Origin of the sequence: Pseudomonas sp. BSw22131 (genome assembly GCF_026810445.1) — a bacterium.
Taxonomy (GTDB): domain Bacteria; phylum Pseudomonadota; class Gammaproteobacteria; order Pseudomonadales; family Pseudomonadaceae; genus Aquipseudomonas; species Aquipseudomonas huanghezhanensis.
The window spans coordinates 104,525-128,634 of the sequence record NZ_CP113949.1 but is presented as its reverse complement, the minus strand read 5'-3'; the positions used below and the strand labels follow the sequence as shown (position 1 = coordinate 128,634).

Sequence of the window (24,110 nt, the reverse complement as noted above, 5' to 3'; positions counted from 1 at the left end):
TGAATGCTACTGACGCATGCTCCAAACCGCGCGCAGCTTCTCCAGCGCCAGCTCGATATCTGCCTCAGGCACCGCCGCGAACCCCAGCACCAACCCTGCCCGCTCATCAATGGGCGTTGAAGAATCCGGCAGCCAGTATTCACTCAATGCATTGACCTCAACGCCTACGCTGTCAGCCAGCGCGACCAGCGCCTGCTCGCGTGCCAGGCTGTCGACCTTTAATGCTACGTGCAGACCCGCCATGGGTTTGGGCATCGGCCCGCACCCCGCAATACTGTCAGGCCAGCCCGACAGCAAAGCATTACGCCGACTCGGCGCGGCGCGGCGCATGCGACGGATATGCCGCTGGAAATGCCCGGCGGCGATGAACTCGGCCATCACCGCTTGGGTGCCTATCTCAGAGTGACGCATGTCCACAGCACGCCGCTGGCAGAAGGGCTCGACCAGGCTCAGCGGCAACACCAGATAACCCAACCGCAGCGCAGGAAACGCCACTTTGCCGAAGGTGCCGACATAAAGCACCAGACCCTGCCGATCCAGCGCCGCCAGCGGAGCCAATGGCGCACCGCCGTAGCGATACTCCCCGTCGTAGTCGTCCTCCACGATCCAGCCGCCGGTTCGTTCGGCCCACGCCAACAATTGAAGACGCCGCGCCAGACTCATCGTGACCCCGGTCGGGTACTGATGAGACGGCGTGACATACACAAGCTTGCTGTCGTGCCTGGCCAACTCGTCACAGCTTATGCCCTCGCTGTCCACCGAAATACCGTGCAAGGTCGCACCAGCAATCGCAAAAGCATGACCGGCAGCGCGATAGCCGGGGTTTTCCACAGCAACGCCGTCGCCAACCTCTAACAGCAGCTGTGCACAAAGGCTAATTGCTTGTTGCGCACCACTGGTGATCACAATTTGTTCAGCAGAGCAGTGCAAATCTCGAGAGGTGCGCAGGTAGACAGCGATCAGCTCTCGCAGACGCCACTCCCCTGCGGCGTCGCCGTAACCGAGTTGCTGCATGTCGGGCTTTCGCCAGAAATCCGAGTGCAACTTGCCCCACACTGCAAAAGGGAACAGGTCAAACGCTGGCAGGCCCACTCGAAAAGCGCGTGGTAAGCCGGTTTTACGCTCGCTCAAATGGTGCCGATCAAGCAGCATCAGCGCAGTGCTGTGGATAACTTTACTGGATAAAAAATCAGTGGGCTTGGTCGGTTTTGTGGATAAACCTGTGGGTAAGCCTGTTGTTAACCCTGTGGACAGTTTTGTGGATAGTTTTTTCGTAGCGGTGGTTTTGTCGGGCAGATGAGCGACGTAAGTCCCATCGCCAACACGCCCCTCAGTGAAGCCTTCGGCGTAAAGCTGGTCGTATGCGCGCATCACGCTATTACGCGAGATCGACAACAACGCCGCCAGATCCCGGCTGGCGGGTAAGCGCGTGCCACCGCCCAGACGACCGTCGAGAATCCGCTGGCGCAGGCCTTGGTAAAGCTGACGGCTAAGGCCCTGACGCGGGTCCAGTTCGATACCGGCGAAGTCGAAGGTCAGCGAGGGCTTTGACGGTGTCATGTGATTGGTCCTATGAAATTGACCATTAATGGTTCTTACAACCGACCAATAGGCTGCCTAGGATTGGGCCCGTCGCCAAGGAAAATCCCATGTACACACCTAGCTATTTCAAAGAAGCCGATGTCGCCAGCCTGCATACGCAGATTGAGGGCGCCCGGCTGGCTATTCTAGTCACGTGCGATGCTTCGGGACTGCAAGCGAGCCATCTGCCGCTTCTGTTCCGGCCTGAGGAAGGTGAGCACGCCACGCTTTACGGGCATTTCGCCAAGGCCAATCCGCAGTGGAAAGCGCTAAAAAATGGCGCCGAAGTGATGGTGATCTTTCCGGGCGCCGACGCCTACATCAGCCCCTCGTTCTACCCTGCCAAAGCTGAACACGGGAAGGTGGTGCCGACCTGGAACTACCTGGCCATTCACGCCTACGGGCGCGCCGAAGTGTTCACCGACCATCAGCGCCTGCTCGCGCTGGTCAGTGCATTGACCGACAAACATGAGTCCAGACGCCCCACCCCTTGGGCCGTGGCTGATGCGCCAGCCGACTACATCGAAAAGATGCTGAGTGCCATCGTCGGCTTTGCGCTGTCCATTACGCGACTTGAGGGCAAGCGCAAATTAAACCAGAACCGCAGCGCCGAGGACGCCGCCGGGGTGCGAGATGGCCTGACCGCCAGCGGTGATGCAAACGATCGGCACGTTGCCCACTTGATGAGCCAAGGAGACTCGGATGCCTGACGTCCAGATAAAACCGGTCACCCCTGACGACCACGCGCAATGGTTGCCCCTGTGGCAAGCCTACTTGCGGTTCTACAAAACCGAACTGCCAGAGAGCGTCAGCCAGAGCACATGGGAGCGCTTACTCGATGGCAGCGAGCCGACTCATGCTGCGCTGGCCTGGAAGGATGGAAACGCGGTGGGCATGGTGCATTTCATCTACCACCGCTCCAATTGGAGCATCCACAATGCGTGCTACCTGCAGGACTTGATTGTCGCGCCCGAACAGCGCGGCACCGGGGTCGGACGCTTGCTGATCCAACACGTTTACGTCACGGCGAAGCAGGACGGCTGCGACAAGGTTCACTGGCTGACCCACGAAACCAATGCAACGGCGATCCAGCTTTACGAACGTATTGCGCAGCGGCCTGGCTATATCCAGTTCCGCAAAATGCTTTAAGCCCTGAATCACACCGAACGGATGACCGCACATGTCGAACACAGAACACTGGCAACCCGCCGGACTGCCTGAAACCCGCACGCTGGAAGGCCGATTCGTGCGGCTGGAAAAGCTTGACCTCGCGCGCCATGGAGACGGCTTATGGGGCGCACTGCAAGGTCCTGGCTGCGATGAAAAGCTGTGGGATTATTTGCCATACGGCCCTTTCTCCGAGCGAGCGGCGTTCGATGAGTTTCTGTCGTCGCTTCAAGGCGGAACCGACCCGTGGTTCTACACCGTGATCGATCAGCAAACCGGCGCTACTGACGGCTACCTGAGCCTGATGTCGATTATTCCAGCCCATGGCCGCATCGAAATTGGTCACGTCACCTTTGCCGCCTCCATGCAGCGCACTCCAAAAGGCACCGAAGCGGTTTATTTGTTGGCCAGAGAGTCCTTCGCACTGGGCAATCGGCGTCTGGAATGGAAATGTAATGGCGACAATGCCCGCTCCAGGCGCGCAGCCGAGCGCTTCGGTTTCACCTATGAAGGGACGTTCCGCCAACACATGGTGGTGAAAGGCCGGAACCGCAACACAGCCTGGTACTCGATCATTGACAGCGAATGGCCCGTGCTGCAAAACGCGTTCGAGACGTGGCTGGATACGGATAACTTTGAAAATGATTTACAGCTCAAAACGTTGGAAAGCTGCCGTGGTACTCACCCTCAGTGATAGAGGCGCACGCGAATGGCCCATGCATCGCCGAGGTTATGCATCGCGCCTTTTCACCGACTGCATACGCTTGTTTACAACCGGCAATACACTGCGCCACTTATCGTCTGGCGGTTTTCGCGGGCAACGCTTACGTTAGGCGCGGCAACCATAACGCTCCATATCGGAGCCCCCCCCATAACTAACAAGGATGTTAGAGATGATAAATACCAGTGCAGTAACCCCTCCCGTCGCGCCGATTAATCCATGGCGCGTGCCCAAGCCAACGCTGTCGGCAGGCAAGTATGGAAGTGTCATTGTTGATCGAGGTCAGCTGAAAAAATCGGTCGTCAGCAGCAACAACTATCACCTGTTCTCGGAGACGGGCACCGGTGCGCAGTCGCTGGTGATCGTGGGAACAGCGCTGCAAATATTCGATTTCCTGTTGAGCCATCAACATCAAGGTATTGAAAACCGAATCACGTCCCTGCCCGATATCTACATGGGTATTTCACCGTACACACCCAAAGCGCGATTCACAGGTGTATTCGGAATCGGCGACACGATGGTCCAGGTCGTCAGTTATTTTGCCGGCGCGATTCCGGTGCCGGCGTGGGTGAGTATCGCAACCGCTCCCACCACACTGGACGCCATGAAGAAGTCCCTGGCGGGCCTGAAAGAAACCGAAAAACAGAAAGGTGATTTGCTCTACGTCAAGTTCAGTTATCTGCCAGAAGACAAAATGCAAAAGATCGCCAGTCGCAAGGTGAGCTTTAAAGACGTGCTGCAAATCTTTCAGAAAAACTACAAATAACGCGCAGGTTGTATAGGTCATCCGTTGTTGCGGGGACCCCTACGTGAAACAGCGATATCGCCAGCCAAATCGCAGGCAAAAAAAGAGGAGCCACGAGAGCTCCCCCAGAGGAAATCAAAAATTCTTTACGTGACCTGAGGCGCTCGATGGGCGCCTCGGTGTCAGTATTGCGGTGCCATCAGCCCTCGATCTCGACCAGCATCTCGCCTGGGTTCACGCGATCACCCTTGGCCACATGAATCGCCACGACTTTGCCAGTGACCGCTGCCTGAACCTCGGTCTCCATCTTCATTGCTTCAGTGATCAACACCGCCTGACCCACCCTGACAGTGTCACCTTCCTTGACCAGCACATCGACGATATTGCCCGGCATCGTAGTGCTCACATGGCCCGGCTTATTGGCTTGTGGCCGTTTACCGATGCCACCGCTGACAAACTCATTGAGTGGTTCGAACACCACTTCTTCCGGCATGCCGTCAATGGACAGGTAGAAGTGACGCTTACCCTCGGCCTTCACACCCACACCGGTGATGTCGACGCGGTAGCTCTCTCCGTGAACATCGATGACGAACTCAGTCGGCACGCCTTCGCCTCCCGCCCTGGACACCGTACCCGTCTCGGGAATGGGTAACAGCGCTTCAGGTGCCAGGGTGCCCGCCGCTCGCTCCTCAAGGAACTTGCGCCCGATGTCCGGGAACATCGCGTAAGTCAGTACGTCCTCTTCAGATTTGGCCAGTGCCCCAATTTCGCTGCGCAACTTGGTCATTTCAGGCTTGAGCAGATCGGCCGGACGGACGTCGATGATGTCTTCATTGCCAATGGCCTGACGACGCAGCTTTTCATCGACTGTGCCCGGCGCCTTGCCATAGCCTCCGGTGAGGTAGAGCTTCACCTCGTTGGTGATGGTTTTGTAGCGTTCGCCTGCCAGCACGTTGAAGAACGCCTGTGTGCCGACGATCTGGGAGGTGGGTGTTACCAGTGGCGGGTACCCGAGGTCTTTACGTACGCGCGGAATCTCAGCCAGCACTTCGCCCATACGGTTCAACGCGCCCTGCTCTTTTAGCTGGTTGGCGAGGTTGGAGATCATCCCGCCCGGGACCTGATTGACCTGCACACGGGTATCGACAGCGGTGAATTCGCTTTCGAACTGGTGATACTTCTTGCGCACGGCGTAGAAGTACAAACCGATTTCCTGCAACAGTTCCAGGTTCAGGCCCGTGTCGAACTCGCTGCCCTTGAGCGCTGCAACCATCGACTCGGTGCCCGGATGGCTGGTGCCCCAGGCAAAACTGGAGATCGCGGTATCAATGTGGTCTGCGCCGTTTTCGATTGCCTTGAGCTGACACATTGCAGCCAGGCCGGCCGTGTCATGCGAATGAATGAACACGGGCAGCGACTGCTCGGCTTTCAGGGCCTTGACCAGCTCGCCCGTGGCGTAAGGCGTCAGCAGACCCGCCATGTCCTTGATCGCCACCGAGTCGCAGCCCATGGCTTCCATCTGCCTGGCCTGTGCAACGAAGGCTTCGATGGTGTGGACCGGGCTGGTGGTGTAAGCGATGGTGCCTTGCGCATGTTTGCCCGACGCTTTGACGGCCTCGATGGCAACGCGCAGGTTACGCACGTCGTTCATAGCGTCAAAGATGCGGAACACGTCGATGCCATTGACCGCCGCCTTGGCAACAAACGCCCTGACCACGTCATCGCTGTAATGGCGATAGCCCAGCAGATTCTGGCCGCGCAGCAGCATTTGCAGGCGCGTATTGGGCAGTGCCGCACGCAACTGGCGCAGACGCTCCCAAGGATCTTCCTTTAAAAACCGCACGCAGGCATCGAATGTTGCGCCGCCCCACACTTCAAGCGACCAATAGCCGACCTTGTCGAGCTTTTCGCAGATCGGCAGCATGTCTTCCGTGCGCATGCGGGTTGCCAACAGCGATTGGTGAGCGTCGCGCAGGATGGTGTCGGTGACATGGATCTTCTTGGTCATTTTTATCTCCTCAGAGCTGCAAGCGCCAAGCTGCAAGCCTCAAGCAAAAGCCGATCGCGCTCTTTCTTGCAGCTTGCCGCTTGTAGCTTGCAGCTGGCTTATTCATAGGCCTGCATGGGCGGCGATGGCGGCGGCGATGGCCAGTGCCAGCTCTTCGGGTTTGCGCTTGATCGAGTAGTTGGTCAGTTCGGGGTGGCTCTCAACAAAGCTGGTATTGAACTGGCCGCTGCGGAATTCCGGGTTGCGCAGGATTTCCTGGTAATAGGCGGCGGTGGTCTTGACGCCTTGCAAGCGCATGTCGTCCAGCGCACGCAGGCCGCGGTCCATCGCCTCTTCCCAGCTCAGCGCCCACACGATCAGCTTCAGGCACATCGAGTCGTAATAAGGCGGAATCGTGTAGCCGGTATAGATCGCCGTATCGGTCCTTACGCCAGGCCCACCGGGGGCGTAATAACGTGTGATCTTGCCGAAGCTCGGCAGGAAGTTATTTTTCGGGTCTTCGGCGTTGATCCGAAACTGCAACGCGAAACCGCGATGGATGATGTCTTCCTGCTTCACCGACAGCGGTAATCCCGACGCAATGCGGATCTGTTCGCGAACAATGTCGATGCCGGTGATCTCTTCCGTGATGGTGTGCTCCACCTGCACGCGGGTATTCATCTCCATGAAGTACACCTCGCCCTCGGCGAGCAGGAACTCAACGGTTCCGGCGTTCTCGTAGCCGACCGCTTTCGCCGCACGCACCGACAGGTCGCCGATATAGGCGCGCTGTTCCGGGGTCAGTTGCGGGCTTGGGGCGATTTCAATGAGCTTCTGATTGCGGCGCTGAATCGAGCAGTCGCGCTCGAACAGATGCACGACGTTGCCGAAGCTATCGCCCAGAATCTGCGCTTCGATGTGCTTGGGATTGACGATGCATTTTTCGAGGAACACCTCGGCCTTGCCGAATGCCTTGGTCGCCTCCGAGATAACCCGCGGAAACGCCTGCTCCAGTTCTTCACGGCTGTTGCAGCGACGAATGCCGCGACCGCCGCCGCCGGATGTCGCCTTGAGCATGACCGGGTAACCGATCCGCTCCCCCTCGACCAACGCTTCGGCAATGTCAGCCACATTGCCTTCGGTGCCGGGCGTTACGGGCACACCCGCCTTGATCATGCTGCGGCGGGCTTCAGTCTTGTCACCCATGCGGCGAATGACTTCAGCAGAGGGCCCGATGAACTTGATACCGCGCTCGGCACAGATGTCGGCCAAATCGGCATTTTCGGACAAAAAGCCATAACCCGGGTGCAAGGCGTCGCAACCGGTTTCGACGGCCAGATTCACGAGTTTGCGTGGATTGAGATAGCCCTCAAGCGGCTCGGAGCCAATGCCGTAGGCCTCGTCCGCGCGCTTCACATGCAGCGCATGGCGGTCGGCGTCGGAATAGATCGCCACCGAGCGAATGCTCATTTCGGCGCAAGCGCGCACGATACGAACGGCAATCTCACCACGGTTTGCGATCAGGATTTTTTTTATCACTGGCGTTTCCTCGACCGTTTAACAGACGAACCGGCTGACCGGTCGGCGCGTAACTGCATGTTGCATCGCAGCCGTATCGCCACCCTATGACGGATCAACAATTAACAAAAATGAGTAAATATTGGGTTAGATATAAGTAAAACCTTATAGTCGTCGGAATAAGGGCATTTCGGAGAGGGATAAAAATGCGTAAGTCATTGATGCGGATGACATTGCGTCAACTGCGGATCTTCAACGAGGTCTGTGATTTGCGCTCCTACAGCCGAGCTGCTGAAGAAATGTCGCTCACGCAACCTGCCATCAGCCTGCAAATACGCCAACTGGAAGAGCTGATCGGGCAACCGCTTTTCGAGTATGTCGGCAAAAAGCTTTATCTCACCGAAGCCGCCGAAGCGCTGCAGTCGGCAAGCCGGGACGTGTTCGGGCGGCTAGAAAATCTGGATATGCAGCTGTCGGACATGCAAGGGTCGCTGCAAGGGCAGTTGAAGCTGGCGATCGAGTCCAGCGCAAAGTATTTCGTTCCGCATCTTTTCGCCGCATTCAAGCGACAGTATCCGGACGTCATGCTGAATCTGACGGTCGTGAATCGCGCTCAGGTCATCAGAAGGCTGTCCGATAACCGCGATGATCTGGTGGTGATGTCGATGGTGCCGCAAGACATGGGGTTGGAGTTTCTACCGTTCTTGAACAATCCCATCGTGGCGGTCGTGCGGCCGGACCATCCACTCTGTCAGCTGGAAAAACCAGCACTCAAGGATCTGGAGCCGTACACGCTCGTGGTTCGCGAATCAGGCTCCGGCACGCGCAAGGCCTGCGAGGAATACTACAAAGAGAAGCGTATTCACTTTGAGCACACGCTTGAAGTGTCGTCGGCCGAGGCCCAGCGCGAGTGCGTGGTTGCAGGCCTGGGCATTGCGCTGTTAACCCGTCACGCACTGAGCCGTGAGCTGGCTGTCGGCGCGCTGGTGGAATTGCCAGTGGCTGAGTTACCGCTCTACCGCAGCTGGTGCGTGGTACAGGGACGCGACAAACGTCTGTCGCCCGTGGCGCATGCGTTTCTCGCGTTCATCCGCACCCAACGCGTGCAGATCAGTGAGATTGTGGCGCGCTTTGACGGCCGTTCCCTGAACCCTTAGCGGCCTGCCAGACATGAGCGGAGGCTGCGCCCAGGTAATCGCAGAGCTCCTGATTCAGACGGCGCTCTTCGGAGTAGGTCTCGATCGCACGCCGGAACGCCATGCGGCGCTGGTCTTCATGCTGACGGCGGGTTTTGACGCTGGAATTGCTGTGCTGCTGCGAGTCATCGTAGTGCCTAGGCATATCCTGTCTCCCATTGCGTTTTCGGGAGTACAGAATGGTTGCCGGGGATGACGATCACGCGGCGAATGCATGACAACTTGGTGAAGGTTGTCGCAGAACATGTTGGAGCGAGGCTTGCCCGCCAAGCAGGCAACTCAGGGGGTCAGGCAAACCGAGTCGCCCGCTTTACGGCGAGCCTCGCTCCAACGGAACCGTGTCGATCAATCCTCGTGAGACTTGATCGACTTGGGCGATAACCGAAGGCTGCGCAGACTTCTTTTGACGCTTTTGAGGTGGTTGACCAGGCTCGGACCCCGGGCCATGGCAACGCCCATAGCCAGCACGTCGATCACGACAAGGTGAGCGATGCGCGAGGTCAGCGGCGTGTAGATTTCAGTGTCCTCATGCACGTCGATGGCCAGGTTCACGGTCGACAATTCAGCCAACGGCGTCTGACTCGGGCACAAGGTAATCAGATTGGCACCGCTTTCACGCACCAGATTGGCGGTGATCAGGAGGTCTTTGGAGCGTCCGGACTGAGAGATACACACCGCCACATCCGTGGGCTTGAGTGTGACAGCGGACATGGCCTGCATGTGCGGATCGGAATAAGACGCTGCTGTCAGCAGCAGTCGAAAGAACTTGTGCTGCGCATCGGCTGCCACTGCGCCTGAGGCACCAAACCCGTAGAACTCCACCCGATGCGCCGCTGCCATCAGCGTCACCGCCGCCTGCAACGCATGGGGATCGAGCTTTTCGCGGACCTCCATCAGCGTGTGCAACGTGGTGTCGAATATCTTCAGGCTGTAATCGGCGACCGAGTCGTCTTCATGGATGGCAAATTGGCCGAAGCTCGCGCCTGCGGCGAGGCTTTGCGCCAGCTTCAGTTTCAGATCCTGAAAACCTGTGCAACCGATGGCGCGACAGAAACGCACGATAGTCGGTTCACTGATCCCCACGCTGTGCGCGAGGTCGGCCATGGAACTGTGCATCACGGCCGCAGGGTCGAGCAGCACATGGTCGGCAACCTTAAGCTCCGACTTGCGTAAGAGATGGCGTGACTGGGCGATGTGCTGCAACAGATTCAAAGGGCAGGACTCATTGAGAAGGGGCCGGAATGTAGCTTTCTTGTAGTTATACTACATGACCTGCAAACCGCACAGCTAAACGATCTGGCCCTGTTTAACCGTTAAGGCACGCAGGATCTTTCGCGTTTAAGTGTAGGCGCTATTGCACTTTGTCCCAGGCATCGGTTGTATCCCCGGCAAGAACTTCACCCATGGCATCGACGTCAATTGGCCTGCTGATCAAGTAACCTTGCACCTCATCGCAGGCATGAGCTTTCAAAAACGCCAGTTGCTCTTCGTTTTCAACTCCCTCCGCCACGACCTTCAGCCCAAGGCTGTGCGCCATGGCGATAATTGCACGGGTGATGGCGGCATCTTCGGTGCCCTCGCCTATCCCGCGAATGAACGCCTGATCGATCTTCACGTAATTGACCGGGAAGCGCTTGAGGTAGCTGAGGGACGAATATCCGGTCCCGAAATCATCAATCGACAGCTTCACGCCCAGCTCGCGCAATTGCTGGAAGGTAGCAATGATGTGCTCGACGCTGTCCATCAGTTGGCTCTCGGTCAACTCCAGCTCAAGGTATTCAGGTGCCAGCCCGGTTTCATCGAGCACCTGACGTACGAGGCTCACCAGTTTCCCCTGACGCAACTGATGCACGGAAAGATTGACTGACACACGAATCGTTTCAAGCCCCTGGCTCTGCCAGATGCATACTTGGCGACACGCCTGGCGCAGAACGAACTCACCGATCTCTGCAATCAAACCGGTTTCTTCGGCCAGGCCGATGAAGTCATTGGGCGACACCACGCCTCGCACCGGATGATTCCAGCGAACCAGCGCCTCAGCAGAACTCAAACGCCCTGACGCAAGGCACATTTTGGGCTGATAAACCACTTCAAGCTGATTCTCCTGTACCGCCTTGCGCAGTTGAATTTCGAACTGCAACCGCTCCAGAGTGCTGGCTTGGAGGCTGTCGGTGAAGAACTGGAAATTATTCCCGCCCAAGTGTTTGGCATGCTGCATGGCTTTGTTCGCCTGACTGCGCAGGGCCGAAATATCCCGTGCTGAATCAGGCAGCAGACTGATGCCGATGGAGGCGCTGACCACCAACTCATGGCCAGATACCAGCAACGGCGAGCGCAGCTTGCCCAGCACCCGGCTGGTCACACGGGCCAGCGATGAGAGATTTCCATACGCATCGAACAACACAGCAAATTCGTCTGCAGACAACCGGGCGATAGTGTCGGCCTCGGGCAACGCACTGTTCAAGCGTCGGGCGATCTGGCGCAATAACTGATCGGCGACGGCATGCCCCAGACTGTCGTTGACCAGCTTGAAACGATCGAGGTTGATGTGCAGCAGCGCCAGGCTTTTGCCTCGTCGCACGCGCTGATTGGCATCCCGCAGCCGCTCATTGAACAGCGCGCGATTGGCCAGCCCCGTCAGTTCGTCGTAATGCAGCAGATAGCGGGTGCGCTCTTCGTGCTGTCGCGACAGTTCTCGATTGAGCTCTTCACTCTTGGCCTGCGCCCGTTGCAGATGCTCGATCAGGGCGAGGTTCTGAAACCTGCGGATCAGACCGCTCTGAATGAGACGATTGACTTGCGCTGCCACGACGATCAGCGCTATCAGCAGAATCAGACCCAACCAGCCCCAACCACGCAACGCCGATCCCGCCCCCCAAAGCAGATAAACAATCACCGGCACCAGGCACGGGACGGTGAAGGTCAGAAACGCAGGGATACTCACGGCGTAGGCGACGCTTGCGGACAGCGTCGCAGCGCCCATCAGGCCGAAGACCCAGGCTTGCTGCACAACGCCTTCGAACGGCACCAATACCAGCGCCGCGCTGGACAACGTAAAACCGCTGGCACACGCGCCGAGCAAAAAGGTGCGCTTCCATATCGGCTCAGCCTGACGTGCCGGAGAGGCAGCATGGAAGGCCGCCACTTGAAGAACGCGCAAGCCGACCAACGCCGCCAGCCACACCAGCCAGACGCTGATCAGCCCCGAGCGCGGCGGCGTCCAGAGCAGCCATGCGCAGAGCAGGCCGTTGATCAGCATCAGGAGTGTGGGAAGGAGCGAGCCTTGATAAAGAAGTCGGGTGCGCTCAACCGCAAGCTGAGTCGCGAATTGCTTGCGAATGAAATGCCTGGCCGCCACAGAGTCGGGCGGACCATCGGTGCTAGAGGTCATGGCGGTTCTTGTAATTAGGGAGCCTTGCGCGTCGGGCGAGCATACACAAGCGACCGTAGCGACCATACAGTCAGAAAATAAAAAGTATGAACGGTCTCCAAACCCGCGGCCTTGCAGCTGCGCGCATTAATCGGACAACGTGGTGCCGAGCATCAAAAAGATAAATAGGGTTGGCCGCCAACAGCCCACACCCTAGAATGCGCCGATGCGCGATGATCTCTCCCTTCTGCTTAATTCCCTCAACGATGCCCAACGTCAGGCCGTAGCTGCCTCCGTGGGCCGTCAGTTGGTCCTGGCCGGCGCTGGTTCCGGCAAAACCCGTGTGCTGGTGCACCGCATCGCCTGGCTGATCCAGGTCGAGAATGCATCACCACACTCGATCCTGTCGGTGACGTTTACCAACAAGGCTGCCGCCGAGATGCGCCATCGCATCGAGCAGTTGATGGGTATCAACCCGGCAGGCATGTGGGTCGGCACCTTCCACGGGCTGGCGCACCGCTTGTTGCGGGCGCACTGGCAGGAGGCCGGGCTCAGCCAGAGCTTCCAGATCCTGGACAGTGACGATCAACAACGCGTGGTCAAGCGGGTGATCCGCGAATTGGGCCTGGACGAAAAGAGCTGGCCCGCGCGTCAGGCCCAGTGGTTCATCAACGGTCAGAAAGACGAAGGCCTGCGGCCCAAGCATATTCAGGCCAGTGGCGATCTGTTTCTGAGCACCATGAAGTCGATCTACGAAGCGTACGAAGCAGCTTGCCTGCGCGCCGGCGTGATCGACTTTTCAGAACTGCTGCTGCGAGCCCTGGAGCTGTGGCGAGACAATCCCGGCCTGCTTGCGCATTATCAACGGCGTTTCCGCCATGTGCTGGTGGACGAGTTTCAGGACACCAACGCCGTGCAGTACGCATGGCTGCGTCTACTCGCCCAGGGCGGCGACAGCCTGATGGTGGTGGGCGACGACGATCAGTCGATCTACGGCTGGCGTGGCGCCAAAATCGAGAATATTCATCAGTATTCCGATGACTTTCCTGACACCGAAACCATCCGCCTGGAGCAGAACTACCGCTCCACCGCCAGCATTCTAAAAGCTGCGAACGGCCTGATCGTGAACAACAGCGGGCGCTTGGGTAAAGAGCTGTGGACCGATGTCGGTGATGGTGAGCTGATCAGCCTTTACGCCGCCTTCAACGAACACGATGAAGCGCGCTACGTGGTCGAGACCATCGAAAGCGCGATCAAAACCGGCCTTGCGCGCAGCGACATCGCCATTCTGTACCGCTCCAACGCCCAATCACGGGTGCTGGAGGAAGCATTGCTGCGCGAGCGCATCCCTTACCGCATCTACGGTGGACAGCGCTTCTTCGAACGCGCCGAGATCAAGAACGCCATGGCGTACCTGCGCCTGCTGGACGGTCGAGGCAACGATTCGGCGCTGGAACGTGTCATTAACGTACCGCCGCGGGGCATCGGCGAAAAAACCGTCGAGGCCATTCGCGAGCACGCACGCCATAGCGACGTGTCGATGTGGGAGGCGATGCGGCTGCTGATTGCTAATAAAGGCCTGACAGGGCGCGCTGCCGGCGCCTTGAGTGGCTTTGTCGAGCTGATCGAAAGTCTCGCAGCAAAAGTCATGGAAATGCCGTTGCACCTGATGACGCAAACCGTTATCGAGCAATCCGGGCTGATTACCTATCACCAGGAAGAAAAAGGCGAGAAAGGCCAGGCCCGAGTAGAAAACCTTGAGGAACTGGTCAGCGCTGCGCGGGCTTTTGAAGTCAGCGAAGACGAGGCGGAGTTGACACCGTTGGCCGCCTTCCTTGGTCACGCTTCGCTGGAAGCGGGCGACACTCAGGCTGACGAGCATGAAGACAGCATTCAGCTAATGACCCTGCACAGCGCCAAAGGTCTGGAATTCCCGTACGTATTCCTGGTGGGCATGGAAGAAGGCCTGTTCCCGCACAAGATGAGCCTTGAGGAACCCGGTCGCCTGGAAGAGGAACGACGTCTGGCGTACGTTGGCATCACCCGTGCGATGCAGCATCTGGTCCTGACGTACGCCGAGACGCGTCGTTTATATGGCAGCGAGACCTACAACAAAGTGTCGCGCTTCGTCCGTGAGGTACCGGCCAACCTGATCCAGGAAGTGCGGCTGTCCAACAGCGTCACCCGGCCTTTCGGCGGCTCGAAGACGATGGCGCCGAGCCGACTGTTTGATGGCGAAGGGATTCCGGAAAGTCAGTTCTCTCTGGGTCAGCGGGTCGGGCACTCGATTTTTGGGGAAGGCGTGATTCTCAACTTCGAAGGCTCCGGCGCTCAGGCACGCGTGCAAGTGAATTTCGAAGAGGGCAGCAAGTGGCTGATGCTGGGATACGCGAAACTGGAGCCTTTATAGGTCGCAGCCCTGCCCCGACCTGAAGGAGCCAACGTTGTTGGCGAGACTTCGTCCAAGTTGAACCATGGCTGAAGCATCGCGAATGAATTCGCTCCTACAGAGTTTCAGACCGCGGCGAGGTTGTATTCCCATCCCTTTACCCCCATCTTTCCTACATAGCTTTCTCTGTCGGCCTACAGCCTAAGCAGTACAGGCTTCTTGAAAGATCACGCAAAAGCTGGAAACACTTGGCCGCTAGCCAGATGCCTGAGTGCTGTGCAACATGGCGCGCGTGCAATCCACAAACGGGAATTCCCATATGCAACGTTTTCTAAGCATCGCTTTGGCGCTGGTCATCGGGCTCACCATGAGCCTTGAAGCCAATGCCGCGCGCTTTGGTGGTGGCAAGAGCATGGGCTCGGCGCCAAGCCATCAGTCGCGTCAGTCAGCCCCCACCACTCCATCAGCCGCACCTAACGCCGCCGGCGCTCCAGCCGCTGCCGCAGGTGGTGCATCTCGCTGGCTCGGCCCGTTGGCCGGTATCGCGGCAGGCGGCCTGTTAGCCTCTATGTTCATGGGCGGCGGTTTCCAGGGGATGCAGTTCTTTGACATCCTGATCATGGCGGTCATTGCCTTCCTGATCTTCCGCTTCATCGCTGCACGTCGTCGCAAGCAGCAGCCGCAGGTTGCGCCTGCTGGTCATGCGCCACTTCAGCGCGAAGCCTTTGAACAGAAGCCTGTGCAAAGCAACTCCATGTTCGGTGGTTCGGCAGCCGCATCGGCCCGTCCGGTAATCCAGGCGCCTGCATGGTTCAACCAAGAGAGCTTTCTTTCGGCCGCACGCTCGCACTTCCAGTCGCTGCAACAGCACTGGGACGCGAACGAAATGGACAAGATCGCTGAGTTCGTGACCCCGCAAATGCTGCAGTTCCTGAAAAAAGAACGCGCAGACCTGGGTGATGGCTTCCAGTCCACTTTCATCGACAACCTGAACGTTCAACTGGACGGCGTCGATGATCGCGCTGAAAAGACTATCGCGACTCTGACCTTCTCCGGCACCTCGAAGACTTCGCGCTTTGACCAAGGTGAAGCATTCAGCGAAAGCTGGAACATGGAACGTGCTGCGGGCGAGAACCAGCCTTGGCTGGTCGCCGGTATCCGTCAGAACGGCTGAACCGCGTCACAGTTCTAACCATTGAAACCCCGGACCTGTCCGGGGTTTTTGTTTTTTGCAGACGCAACATTTAATCTGCGAACGCCATTCAGCTACTGTATAACCCGCGCAAACCGTTAGAGGATCCACGTCGTGGAAGAAGTCATCGAGCAACTCCGTGAAGCAAACGAGCCAGTTCCAGTTCCTCTGGAGCTGCCGGATGAAGACCAACTGGTCGAAATCGAAGAACAGCTGTTCATCAATATTCCTTTCGTGTTCAAGGAGTTCTTGCTCACTGTCAGCGACGTGGTCTACGGCAGCCTTGAGCCCGTTACAGTCACCGATCCAGGCTCACACACCTACATGCCTGAAGTGGCTGCAACAGCCTGGGACATCGGCGTACCGCGCGAGCTGATCCCGATCTGTCAGGACGGCGAAGACTACTACTGCGTAGAGGAAGACGGCACCGTCGTGCTTTGGTCGGGCGAAGAAGAACTCGTCAACGAAGAGAGCTGGGAGTCCGTTTGGCACTGGGCGCGGGATGTCTGGCTGGAAAGTTGAGGCTGCCGCAATCGATCACGGCAGCCTGAGGATTCAATGATCCGAAGGCTCCTGATGATTGCCGAGCGTCTCCAGCAGGGCAATCTGCATACGCGTATGTACACGGATAAACCAGCGCCACAACACGGCGGCCACGATAGCGGCGACTACCACGACCAGTATCAGCAGCTCACTGGTCGGCAGAATGCTCGTCGACAGCGCCGCCAGCAGCAAGAAAATCACTAACAGCGATAACAGCGGGATTACCTCGGCGATCACCCGTCGAACACGCGCCGTGTGGCGTCCTGCCATTTCCGGCTTTACGCCCATTTCCGCCAGCAGCATCGACAACGCCTTGAGCTTGCGATAAGCCGCGATCAGGAATGGCAGTGACAACAGCAAGGCAGCACCCCATATCCAGGCTTTTTGCTGACTGGTTTGGCTGACCCATGGGCTCAGATAGTCGCCAATACGCTCGGCAAAATAGGCGCCACAAAAGAAGATCGCCACCACCAGAGCCAGATTGACGCCGACCTGCAGCAAAATCTTGCGGATCATCGCCGCCAGCAATGCGCTTTGTCCCTGCGGCTGAATGCTGCGCAGCCACTCGCCGTACATTCCAAAAACCCGGGCCACCCTGGCTGGCATCACACTGCCCAGTTTGTGGGACAACGGATCGGCCGAGCGAATCAGATACGGCGTGAGCAGTGTGGTGATCGCCGAAACCGCGACTGCCACCGGGTACAGGAAATCACTGGTGACCTGCAGCGTCATCCCCAGCGCGGCGATGATGAAGGAAAACTCTCCAATCTGAGACAGACCCATGCCGACACGCAGTGAGGTTTTGCCGTCATTGCCAGCGATAAAAGCGCCGATCCCGCAAGACAGGATCTTACCGAGCACGACGGCAACGGTGATCACCGCGATTGGCCACGCGTAATCGAGCAGAATCGCGGGGTCGATCATCAAGCCGATGGCGACGAAGAAAATGGCGCTGAACATATCGCGGATCGGCTCGATCAGACGCTCGATCTTCACTAGCTGTCGGGACTCGGCCATGATCGCGCCGATCAGAAACGCACCCAGCACCATGCTGTACTCAAGCTTGACCACCAGCAGACAAAAGCCAAAACACAGACCCAACACTGTCACCAGCAGCATCTCGTTGCTTTCAAAGGTTGCGACGTATGCCAGCAAACGGGGCACCAGCAGAATGCCGATCACCAACGCCACGATCATGAACAACGAGAGCTTGCCGACCGTCGAAAACACCTCGCCCGAGCTCACCGTGCCGCTGACGGCAATGCCGGACAGCAGCGCGATGATGCCGATGCCCAGGATGTCCTCAACGATCAGTACGCCAAAGATCAGTTGGGCGAAACGCTGGTTTTTCATCTTCAGGTCATTGAGGGCTTTTACGATGATCGTGGTGGAAGAAATCGCCAGGATCGCACCCAGGAACAGCGAGTCCATGGTCTTCCAGCCGAAGAACTGGCCAATTTCATAGCCGATCCAGATCATCAGGGTGATTTCCAGAAACGCTGCGATGAACGCCGTTGCGCCAACTTTGAACAGCTTGCGCAAACTGAACTCGAGCCCCAGGCAGAACATCAGAAAAATCACACCCAGCTCGGCGAGCGTTTTGATCGTATCCTCGTCGTGAATCAGCCCCACAGGCGGCGTGTGCGGGCCGATGATAAAGCCTGCAACGATGTAACCGAGCACCACCGGCTGCTTCAAGCGATGGAACAAAACGGTGACTACGCCCGCCACCAGCATGATGACCGCCAAATCCTGAATAAAGCTGATGGCATGCATGGGCGAAGCTCCTTGGGATGTTCGACAGCGGCACCTATATCAGTCCATATGCCTAAAAATCCCGAACGAACTTTCATCGGAACGAAGGAGAATGGTCTGGCTGACTTGTAGGAAATAACCCGATCCGCAAGTTTTCGAAGGTTACCACCGCGCATTCCTTGATTAAGCCGGTGCAATATAAGGAAACAGATGGCTGCGCGCGTGACGACAGATCATCCTTCAGCGTCCCGATAGTGTTGGTTTTACTGCCCGTTCTGAACCGAGCACCCACTTGAGGTGCACTTATTTGACCCAATTTGACCGTGAGCGCGCTATGGAACCCGGAAACGCCCAGCTATCGATGACTGTATTGATGACCCCGGACATGGCCAACTTCTCTGGCAATGTGCACGGCGGCACTCTGTTGAAGTACCTCGACGAAGTGGCTTATGCCTGCGCGAGCCGATATGCAGGCCGCTACGTGGTGACTCTGTCGGTTGATCAGGTGATTTTTCGCGAACCGATTCACGTCGGTGAGCTCGTCACTTTTCTGGCCTCGGTGAACTACACCGGCAACACCTCGATGGAAGTCGGCATCAAGGTCGTCACTGAAAACATCCGTGAGCGCTCGGTGCGTCACACCAACAGTTGTTTTTTCACCATGGTGGCCGTGGATGACCAGCGCAAACCCGCCGGTGTCCCGCCACTGACGCCTGAAACCAGTGACGGCAAGCGGCGTTACGTGCAGGCGCAGCAACGCCGGCAGATTCGTCAGGAACTGGAGAAGCGCTACCAGGACATCAAAGACGACCCGGTCTGATTGAACGGCGTATAGCCGACAGTTTTCTGAGGCACGAACACGTTCGCGCTCACAAAAAACGCGCTGCCGGGGGTGAAAATTAAATTAGGAGGCTATGGCTGATCGTCACCTGACGCAGTTAAGCTGGTGATCCTTTGTTGGAGCGTTCCTTCATGCTGACCCTGGGCAATATATTCGTCCTGATGCTGCTGCTGACCGGCATTGCGTGGCTCTGGCACTCCCACGGGTTGCGCGAGCGGGCCCTGGAGCGAGTGAAACAGCATTGCGCCAAGCTCGACCTGGAGCTGCTCGACGGCAACGTGGCGTTGCGCCGCATTACCTTCAAACGTGACAACGAAGGCCGCAGGCGCCTGGCGCGGGTCTATAACTTCGAGTTCACGGTCACTGGCGAGCAGCGCCACCCCGGCACCATTACCCTGTTCGGCGCCCATACCGCGCAAATCGAGTTGGCGCCATACCCCTTCGAAATCAAGACACCGCCGCGCACCGCTGAAATCATCGAAATGAATCAGTGGCGACAAGAGCACAACAAGTGGAAGCAATAGTCCAGCGGGCAGACTGAAGCTACCTGGGGCCGTGGTCCTGAATCACGCACCCCGCCAATCCTGCCCGCAGTGACGCCTCGTCTTGCGGCAATGCGAAAATCAGCTCCAGCCGTGAATCCCGACGCCACTCGCTGGCAGACCATTCCGATTCTTCGCCGTCCAACGCATTGCCCGACACCCAGCCCGTTTCGCTGTGGATAACCCACTTCGCACGTCGCCAATCCAAGCCCTCAAGCCAACGCTGCACCTTGGTCGAAGAAAATCGCTGATCAGGGTGCCAGCGCCAGCCAATACTCCAACCTTCGGGCCGTTGCTGACTCAGGCAAATGGGCAGTTCTGGACGGCTCCAGACTGCTGGCATCTGGGCCAGTGTCTTGGGCACCTCAAACTTATCCACAGCGGCGTTGGCATGCGCTTCGATACCCGGCAGCAAGTTGAGCAGCAGCTTGCCTTGATCTGTCCACGCGCGGGCACAATCAGGCAACGAGTGCGTCACAGACTCACGCTCATCCTTGGTAAGGCTTGCGGACTTGTTCAATACCATCAAGCCCGTCTGCTGCAGGGCTTCTTGCTGGGCAACCGGCAGCGGTTGGCCCGACGCCAGTGCGGAGGCATCGAGCACCATCACGCTAGGCTGCAGTGACAAAACGCCGAGCCATGGCGCCTGTTTCAGTTGCTCGATCAACTGCAACGGGTGGCCCAGCCCGGACGGTTCGATGAACAACCTGTCCGGCCGCGCTTTGCGCAAGAGGCGCCCCAGACCGATCTGGAACGGCGCGCCGTTGACGCAACACAGGCACCCTCCAGCCACTTCACCAAGTGCGATACCATCCGCAGCCGTGGTCAGGAGCGCGGCGTCGAGACCGATCTGCCCGAATTCGTTGATCAGGATCGCCCAGCGTTCGCCTGGGGGTTTCTGAGAAAGAAGGTGTTTGATCAGGCTGGTCTTGCCAGCACCCAGAGGGCCGGCAATCACATGAGTGGGGATGTTCTGCAGCATGGCGGGCCATTCCTGGAAGTCGCTCTCATCCATGAGCGCAGACGGAGGTAATCAATGCGAGCAATCTGGCTGCCCACGCGGCTGGCGTTAACGGTGTTGGCGATGATGTCGAGCGACGTCAGGGCCGAGGCCTGTCTGGTGCACAGCCAGTCGGACCGCATTGAAGTGCAGGTTTGCCAGGAAAACATCTCCATCCCGCCAAACCTGTTTCACGACGGCTTCTGCCAACCGCAACTCAAGGATCAAAAAGTCGAGGTCACGTTCTCGGAGCAATGCCCCGCGGGCTCCTTTGGCCAGTGCAGCAACGCGCAGGTCGCCAATATGCCTTATCGCCAGAACATTCACTATTACGGCGTCGCCACTGATGCAGCGTTTCTCAAACCGTTCTGTGAACAGCAAAGCAAAGGCGTCTGGAAACCCTGAGGTCAGCCGGTAACACGTCAGGCAGCGGCTTGATCCCAATCGCCAAATGGGTCGTGCAGGTGGGCCCATCCTTCAACGCCGAGCGCCAGTTCGGCATCGGTGAGCAGGCAATCGTCCAGCTGTGCAGTGAGTTGTTTGAAATCCATGTGCTGCCCGATGAATACTAGCTCCTGACGGCAATCACCGGTCTGTTCTGTCCAGTTTTTCATGATTGCCTGAGTGTCTTCAGCGTCTTGCGGCCAATGCGCCTTGGGCACGAAACGCCACCAACGACCGGCAAAACCATGACGCATCAAGCCTCCCGCCTGTGACCAACTGCCAGCATCCTGGTGCTTGCTCGCCAGCCAGAAGAAGCCTTTGGAGCGCAGCAGTTTGCCGTTGTCCCACTCCTGATTGACGAAATTGAAGAAGCGCTCAGGGTGGAACGGCCGCCGTGCCCGGTAGGCGGTTGACGCAATCCCGTACGCTTGGGTCTCTGGCGTGTGCTCGCCGCGCAGTTCCTTGAGCCAGCCGGGCGCCTGGGCAGCACGCTCGAAGTCGAATCGACCGGTATCAAGAATTTTTGCCAACGGTACTTCGCCCATGACCATCGGGATTATCTCGGCCTCGCCGTTGAGTCGTTGCAGAATCGCCATTAGCTCCAGGCGCTCGCTGGAGCTGATCAGATCGATTTTGCTCACGAGGATGACGTCAGCGAACTCGACCTGCTCGATCAGCAAATCAGTTATCGAACGCTCATCATCCTCACCCAGGGTTTCTCCCCGGCTGGCCAGGCTGTCGGCCTCTTGATAGTCCCGCAGAAAATTCATGCCATCGACCACGGTGACCATCGTGTCCAGACGCGCGACGTCAGCCAGGCTTTGACCATCCTCGCCACGAAAGGTGAAGGTTTCGGCCACTGGCAAAGGTTCGGAGATGCCAGTGGACTCGATCAGCAGGTAATCGAAGCGTCCATCCCTGGCCAGCCTTCCAACCTCTTCGAGCAGGTCTTCACGCAGTGTGCAGCAGATACAGCCGTTGCTCATTTCGACGAGCTTTTCTTCTGCGCGATTCAGGCTGACGTCGCGTTGCACGGCGCCGCCGTCGATGTTGATTTCGCTCATGTCGTTGACGATCACAGCAACGCGTAATTGCTCTCGGTTGCGCAGCACATGGTTGAGCAGCGTGCTTTTACCGGCGCCGAGAAAGCCGGACAGAACGGTAACGGGAAGGCGGTTCATGGCGGTCTCATCAAGTAGCAGCTTCAGGTGCTTTTTACGTTATAGTATAACAACACACGTGCGCTACTTCTTTTTCAAGAGCCTTTCCATGCCTCGCGCTTTTGCCTTTTTCAGTGGTTGGGTGCTGCTGCTTGCAGTTACACCGGTGCTAGCGGCGCCACCTTCGATCCGTCCGGAGCTAGCGCTGTGCACGCGCAGCGTTTCGCTACTGGCTTGTCAGGATGACTATGGCAACAGCTACAGCGTCGCAATGGCCGGCACGACGCTGTTTATGCGCGGCTACGAAGCGTCGAGCCATCGACGCTGGGCGCAAACCAACAGCCGATACGGGCAACTGACATTTTTTACCGGCGTAGCCTCAGACGGCGAGGTCTGGGCGGGATGGGTGCGCAAAGTCGGCTGGACGTCCGTTACGCGGATATCCAGTTCGAGTGGCATCCACAGTAAAGTCATTTGCGACCGATTGACGGGGTGTCGCTAGTTAGCCGACAACGCTGCAGCGTTGGAGGGAAGTCACACGATGCCCTGTTCCGCAGCTTTCTGCTCCTGCCGCCAGGCCACGTACGAACCCACTGGCGGATTGCGTTCGAAATAACGCTTCATGCCTTCGAACAAGCCATCCGCTACCGCTTGTTGATGCCGCGCAGTCACCAGACGCTGGCTGTCGCGGGCGTTGGAGATAAACCCGGTTTCGACCAGGATCGACGGCACATCAGGGGATTTGAGCACCGCAAAACCGGCTTGCTCGACGCGTTTCTGATGCAGGTCGGTGATGCCCTGCAAACTGCCGAGGATGGTATTGCCCAACTGCAAGCTGGCGGTGATGGTAGCGCTCATGGACATGTCGAGAATAACGCCTGCAAGCATCGGGTCTTTATCCTTGAGATTGAGCAGGCTGGTCGCACCAATCAGGTCGACACCGTTCTCGCGTTGCGCCATGTAGCGGGCAGTGGCCGACGTAGCGCCGCCTTCCGACAACGCGAAAACAGAAGCGCCAGAAGCTGTCAGGCGCGGTGCAGCGTCCGCATGTACCGAGATGAACATGTCGGCGTTGTATTTATGGGCAATGTCCACGCGCTTTCGCAGCGGCACGAAGAAGTCATCGTTGCGCACCAAGCGCACATCGAAGCCCTTCTCACGCTTCAAGCGTTTGGCCAGCAGTTGCGCGATGGACAACACCACATCCTTCTCGCGCTCACCTTTAGCCCCTATCGCACCGGGGTCTTTACCGCCATGCCCGGCATCGACGACCACCATGATGTCGCGCTTTGACCGCCTTCTGTCCGGAGCAGGCTCAGGCGCGGAAGGCTTAACCAGCGGTGCAGCGGCCATTTGCATCGGCGCATGCGGAGCATCAGCGCCAAGGTCCAGCACCAGTCGATGGCCTTGGGAACCTTCCGGGCCAAGCACAAAACTGTTAAGCGGCACCGCCTTCGCAAGGTCCAGCACGATGCGTGTGTCCCCTTGACCAAAATGCCCGGAGCGAATGGCTTTGATGGGCGTGTTCTCAAGGACCAGCTGATTGAAGTTTCCCTCGAGCCGCGACCCGCTAAAGTCGATGATTATCCGCTCCGGTGCGCTCAGGGTGAACGTCCTGTACTGCACCGGCCCACTTAGATCGAACACCAACCGCAGCTTGTTATCCGAGCGCCATAACCGCGCGTTGCGAATCTGCGTGGCGTTTGCGCTAAACGGCAGCGCCAAAGCGGCGCTGGCCAGAAGCATGTTGAGCAGCATTTGACGTCGATGCATGGAATTTACCGGAAAATCGAGCATTTCTGCTCAGATGACAATGGCGATTATAGTTACTGTATAACATGCCATTTCATCGCTGAAGGTGAATCTTTCCCCGGCTTTGGTGAAATTTTTGATAACTAGAAGGCCCATTCCCCTACGGAAAAATCGAGCTGAAACAACGACATGTTCCACGTGGAACAC

General features: G+C 57.9%; 22 protein-coding genes. 12 read left to right on the top strand and 10 right to left on the bottom strand.

Features of this window, described 5'->3' with window-relative positions; genetic code table 11:
* Window positions 1–6: 6 nt before the first annotated feature.
* On the bottom strand, window positions 7–1,560 hold the full coding sequence (gene pdxR, locus OYW20_RS00480; protein ID WP_268798796.1) for a MocR-like pyridoxine biosynthesis transcription factor PdxR: 1,554 nt from the start codon (window positions 1,558–1,560) through the stop codon (window positions 7–9).
* An 89-nt stretch (window positions 1,561–1,649) separates the two neighbouring features.
* Between pdxR and OYW20_RS00475 the strand changes: the two genes are divergently transcribed.
* The 4 genes from OYW20_RS00475 to OYW20_RS00460 all read left to right on the top strand — a co-directional run bounded on the left by OYW20_RS00475 (window position 1,650) and on the right by OYW20_RS00460 (window position 4,235).
* Window positions 1,650–2,291 (top strand): FMN-binding negative transcriptional regulator, encoded by a 642-nt coding sequence (locus tag OYW20_RS00475; protein WP_268798795.1) that lies wholly within the window; start codon window positions 1,650–1,652, stop codon window positions 2,289–2,291.
* The gene (locus OYW20_RS00470; RefSeq protein WP_268798794.1) at window positions 2,284–2,730 is read left to right on the top strand and encodes a GNAT family N-acetyltransferase; all 447 of its coding nucleotides are present in this window, start codon (window positions 2,284–2,286) and stop codon (window positions 2,728–2,730) included. The genes OYW20_RS00475 and OYW20_RS00470 overlap by 8 nt, the downstream gene beginning before the upstream one ends.
* Window positions 2,731–2,761: 31 nt before the next feature.
* Window positions 2,762–3,442, top strand: coding sequence for a GNAT family N-acetyltransferase (locus OYW20_RS00465; RefSeq protein WP_268798793.1), 681 nt, complete (start codon window positions 2,762–2,764; stop codon window positions 3,440–3,442).
* Window positions 3,443–3,641: 199 nt separating this feature from the next.
* Window positions 3,642–4,235, top strand: a complete 594-nt coding sequence (locus OYW20_RS00460) for a hypothetical protein (protein WP_268798792.1) — start codon at window positions 3,642–3,644, stop codon at window positions 4,233–4,235.
* A gap of 178 nt (window positions 4,236–4,413) precedes the next feature.
* On the opposite strand, the gene oadA is transcribed toward OYW20_RS00460, so the two are convergent.
* Together oadA and OYW20_RS00450 are read right to left on the bottom strand one after the other, a co-directional pair.
* Window positions 4,414–6,222, bottom strand: a complete 1,809-nt coding sequence (gene oadA, locus OYW20_RS00455; RefSeq protein WP_268798791.1) for a sodium-extruding oxaloacetate decarboxylase subunit alpha — start codon at window positions 6,220–6,222, stop codon at window positions 4,414–4,416.
* 102 nt (window positions 6,223–6,324) lie between these two features.
* The gene (locus tag OYW20_RS00450; RefSeq protein ID WP_268798790.1) at window positions 6,325–7,740 is read right to left on the bottom strand and encodes an acetyl-CoA carboxylase biotin carboxylase subunit; all 1,416 of its coding nucleotides are present in this window, start codon (window positions 7,738–7,740) and stop codon (window positions 6,325–6,327) included.
* A gap of 185 nt (window positions 7,741–7,925) precedes the next feature.
* On the opposite strand from OYW20_RS00450, the gene OYW20_RS00445 reads away from it, so the two are divergent.
* Window positions 7,926–8,876: a LysR family transcriptional regulator gene (locus OYW20_RS00445; RefSeq protein WP_268798789.1), complete on the top strand. Its 951-nt coding sequence runs from the start codon at window positions 7,926–7,928 to the stop codon at window positions 8,874–8,876.
* Here the strand turns inward: OYW20_RS00445 and OYW20_RS00440 are convergent.
* The 3 genes from OYW20_RS00440 to OYW20_RS00430 form a co-directional block, all read right to left on the bottom strand.
* Window positions 8,830–9,060, bottom strand: coding sequence for a PA3496 family putative envelope integrity protein (locus OYW20_RS00440; protein ID WP_268798788.1), 231 nt, complete (start codon window positions 9,058–9,060; stop codon window positions 8,830–8,832). The two genes, OYW20_RS00445 and OYW20_RS00440, sit on opposite strands and share 47 nt — an antisense overlap.
* Window positions 9,061–9,260: 200 nt before the next feature.
* Window positions 9,261–10,127, bottom strand: coding sequence for a transcriptional regulator HexR (gene hexR / locus OYW20_RS00435; protein ID WP_268798787.1), 867 nt, complete (start codon window positions 10,125–10,127; stop codon window positions 9,261–9,263).
* A 139-nt stretch (window positions 10,128–10,266) separates the two neighbouring features.
* Window positions 10,267–12,306 (bottom strand): putative bifunctional diguanylate cyclase/phosphodiesterase, encoded by a 2,040-nt coding sequence (locus tag OYW20_RS00430; protein WP_268798786.1) that lies wholly within the window; start codon window positions 12,304–12,306, stop codon window positions 10,267–10,269.
* A 205-nt stretch (window positions 12,307–12,511) separates the two neighbouring features.
* Between OYW20_RS00430 and uvrD the strand changes: the two genes are divergently transcribed.
* The 3 genes from uvrD to OYW20_RS00415 all read left to right on the top strand — a co-directional run bounded on the left by uvrD (window position 12,512) and on the right by OYW20_RS00415 (window position 16,388).
* Window positions 12,512–14,695, top strand: a complete 2,184-nt coding sequence (gene uvrD, locus OYW20_RS00425) for a DNA helicase II (protein ID WP_268798785.1) — start codon at window positions 12,512–12,514, stop codon at window positions 14,693–14,695.
* Window positions 14,696–14,993: 298 nt separating this feature from the next.
* Window positions 14,994–15,848 (top strand): Tim44 domain-containing protein, encoded by an 855-nt coding sequence (locus OYW20_RS00420; RefSeq protein ID WP_268798784.1) that lies wholly within the window; start codon window positions 14,994–14,996, stop codon window positions 15,846–15,848.
* A 132-nt stretch (window positions 15,849–15,980) separates the two neighbouring features.
* Complete coding sequence (locus OYW20_RS00415; RefSeq protein WP_268798783.1) at window positions 15,981–16,388, top strand: SMI1/KNR4 family protein; 408 nt, start codon at window positions 15,981–15,983, stop codon at window positions 16,386–16,388.
* Window positions 16,389–16,421: 33 nt separating this feature from the next.
* Here the strand turns inward: OYW20_RS00415 and OYW20_RS00410 are convergent, their stop codons facing one another.
* On the bottom strand, window positions 16,422–18,185 hold the full coding sequence (locus OYW20_RS00410; protein WP_268798782.1) for a cation:proton antiporter: 1,764 nt from the start codon (window positions 18,183–18,185) through the stop codon (window positions 16,422–16,424).
* A gap of 313 nt (window positions 18,186–18,498) precedes the next feature.
* On the opposite strand from OYW20_RS00410, the gene OYW20_RS00405 reads away from it, so the two are divergent.
* Both OYW20_RS00405 and OYW20_RS00400 read left to right on the top strand, forming a co-directional pair.
* Window positions 18,499–18,984, top strand: a complete 486-nt coding sequence (locus OYW20_RS00405) for an acyl-CoA thioesterase (RefSeq protein WP_268798781.1) — start codon at window positions 18,499–18,501, stop codon at window positions 18,982–18,984.
* Between the two features lie 152 nt (window positions 18,985–19,136).
* The gene (locus tag OYW20_RS00400) at window positions 19,137–19,529 is read left to right on the top strand and encodes a DUF3301 domain-containing protein (protein ID WP_268798780.1); all 393 of its coding nucleotides are present in this window, start codon (window positions 19,137–19,139) and stop codon (window positions 19,527–19,529) included.
* Window positions 19,530–19,548: 19 nt separating this feature from the next.
* On the opposite strand, the gene OYW20_RS00395 is transcribed toward OYW20_RS00400, so the two are convergent.
* The gene (locus OYW20_RS00395) at window positions 19,549–20,529 is read right to left on the bottom strand and encodes a CobW family GTP-binding protein (RefSeq protein ID WP_268798779.1); all 981 of its coding nucleotides are present in this window, start codon (window positions 20,527–20,529) and stop codon (window positions 19,549–19,551) included.
* A 54-nt stretch (window positions 20,530–20,583) separates the two neighbouring features.
* Here OYW20_RS00395 and OYW20_RS00390 point away from each other — a divergent pair, with 54 nt between their 5' ends.
* Complete coding sequence (locus OYW20_RS00390; RefSeq protein ID WP_268798778.1) at window positions 20,584–20,952, top strand: NADH:ubiquinone oxidoreductase; 369 nt, start codon at window positions 20,584–20,586, stop codon at window positions 20,950–20,952.
* A 17-nt stretch (window positions 20,953–20,969) separates the two neighbouring features.
* Here OYW20_RS00390 and zigA read toward each other — a convergent pair whose 3' ends face one another.
* Window positions 20,970–22,172, bottom strand: a complete 1,203-nt coding sequence (gene zigA / locus OYW20_RS00385) for a zinc metallochaperone GTPase ZigA (protein ID WP_268798777.1) — start codon at window positions 22,170–22,172, stop codon at window positions 20,970–20,972.
* 88 nt (window positions 22,173–22,260) lie between these two features.
* Between zigA and OYW20_RS00380 the strand changes: the two genes are divergently transcribed.
* Entirely contained in the window at window positions 22,261–22,653 is a 393-nt protein-coding gene (locus tag OYW20_RS00380; protein ID WP_268798776.1) for a glutamine synthetase, read from the top strand.
* 32 nt (window positions 22,654–22,685) lie between these two features.
* On the opposite strand, the gene OYW20_RS00375 is transcribed toward OYW20_RS00380, so the two are convergent.
* Complete coding sequence (locus OYW20_RS00375; protein ID WP_268798775.1) at window positions 22,686–23,924, bottom strand: N-acetylmuramoyl-L-alanine amidase; 1,239 nt, start codon at window positions 23,922–23,924, stop codon at window positions 22,686–22,688.
* Between the last annotated feature and the right edge of the window lie 186 nt (window positions 23,925–24,110).

Bases quoted from the DNA above. Each gene is read 5' to 3' on its own strand.
- oadA (WP_268798791.1), bottom strand. From the start codon at position 6,222: ATGACCAAGAAGATCCATGTCACCGACACCATCCTGCGCGACGCTCAC.
- pdxR (WP_268798796.1), bottom strand. From the start codon at position 1,560: ATGACACCGTCAAAGCCCTCGCTGACCTTCGACTTCGCCGGTATCGAA.
- uvrD (WP_268798785.1), top strand. From the start codon at position 12,512: ATGCGCGATGATCTCTCCCTTCTGCTTAATTCCCTCAACGATGCCCAA.
- OYW20_RS00380 (WP_268798776.1), top strand. From the start codon at position 22,261: ATGCCTCGCGCTTTTGCCTTTTTCAGTGGTTGGGTGCTGCTGCTTGCA.
- OYW20_RS00395 (WP_268798779.1), bottom strand. From the start codon at position 20,529: ATGCTGCAGAACATCCCCACTCATGTGATTGCCGGCCCTCTGGGTGCT.
- OYW20_RS00470 (WP_268798794.1), top strand. From the start codon at position 2,284: ATGCCTGACGTCCAGATAAAACCGGTCACCCCTGACGACCACGCGCAA.
- OYW20_RS00465 (WP_268798793.1), top strand. From the start codon at position 2,762: ATGTCGAACACAGAACACTGGCAACCCGCCGGACTGCCTGAAACCCGC.
- OYW20_RS00405 (WP_268798781.1), top strand. From the start codon at position 18,499: ATGGAACCCGGAAACGCCCAGCTATCGATGACTGTATTGATGACCCCG.
- OYW20_RS00430 (WP_268798786.1), bottom strand. From the start codon at position 12,306: ATGACCTCTAGCACCGATGGTCCGCCCGACTCTGTGGCGGCCAGGCAT.
- OYW20_RS00390 (WP_268798778.1), top strand. From the start codon at position 20,584: ATGCGAGCAATCTGGCTGCCCACGCGGCTGGCGTTAACGGTGTTGGCG.
- OYW20_RS00400 (WP_268798780.1), top strand. From the start codon at position 19,137: ATGCTGACCCTGGGCAATATATTCGTCCTGATGCTGCTGCTGACCGGC.
- OYW20_RS00410 (WP_268798782.1), bottom strand. From the start codon at position 18,185: ATGCATGCCATCAGCTTTATTCAGGATTTGGCGGTCATCATGCTGGTG.
- OYW20_RS00475 (WP_268798795.1), top strand. From the start codon at position 1,650: ATGTACACACCTAGCTATTTCAAAGAAGCCGATGTCGCCAGCCTGCAT.
- OYW20_RS00375 (WP_268798775.1), bottom strand. From the start codon at position 23,924: ATGCATCGACGTCAAATGCTGCTCAACATGCTTCTGGCCAGCGCCGCT.
- OYW20_RS00445 (WP_268798789.1), top strand. From the start codon at position 7,926: ATGCGTAAGTCATTGATGCGGATGACATTGCGTCAACTGCGGATCTTC.
- OYW20_RS00460 (WP_268798792.1), top strand. From the start codon at position 3,642: ATGATAAATACCAGTGCAGTAACCCCTCCCGTCGCGCCGATTAATCCA.
- OYW20_RS00420 (WP_268798784.1), top strand. From the start codon at position 14,994: ATGCAACGTTTTCTAAGCATCGCTTTGGCGCTGGTCATCGGGCTCACC.
- zigA (WP_268798777.1), bottom strand. From the start codon at position 22,172: ATGAACCGCCTTCCCGTTACCGTTCTGTCCGGCTTTCTCGGCGCCGGT.
- OYW20_RS00440 (WP_268798788.1), bottom strand. From the start codon at position 9,060: ATGCCTAGGCACTACGATGACTCGCAGCAGCACAGCAATTCCAGCGTC.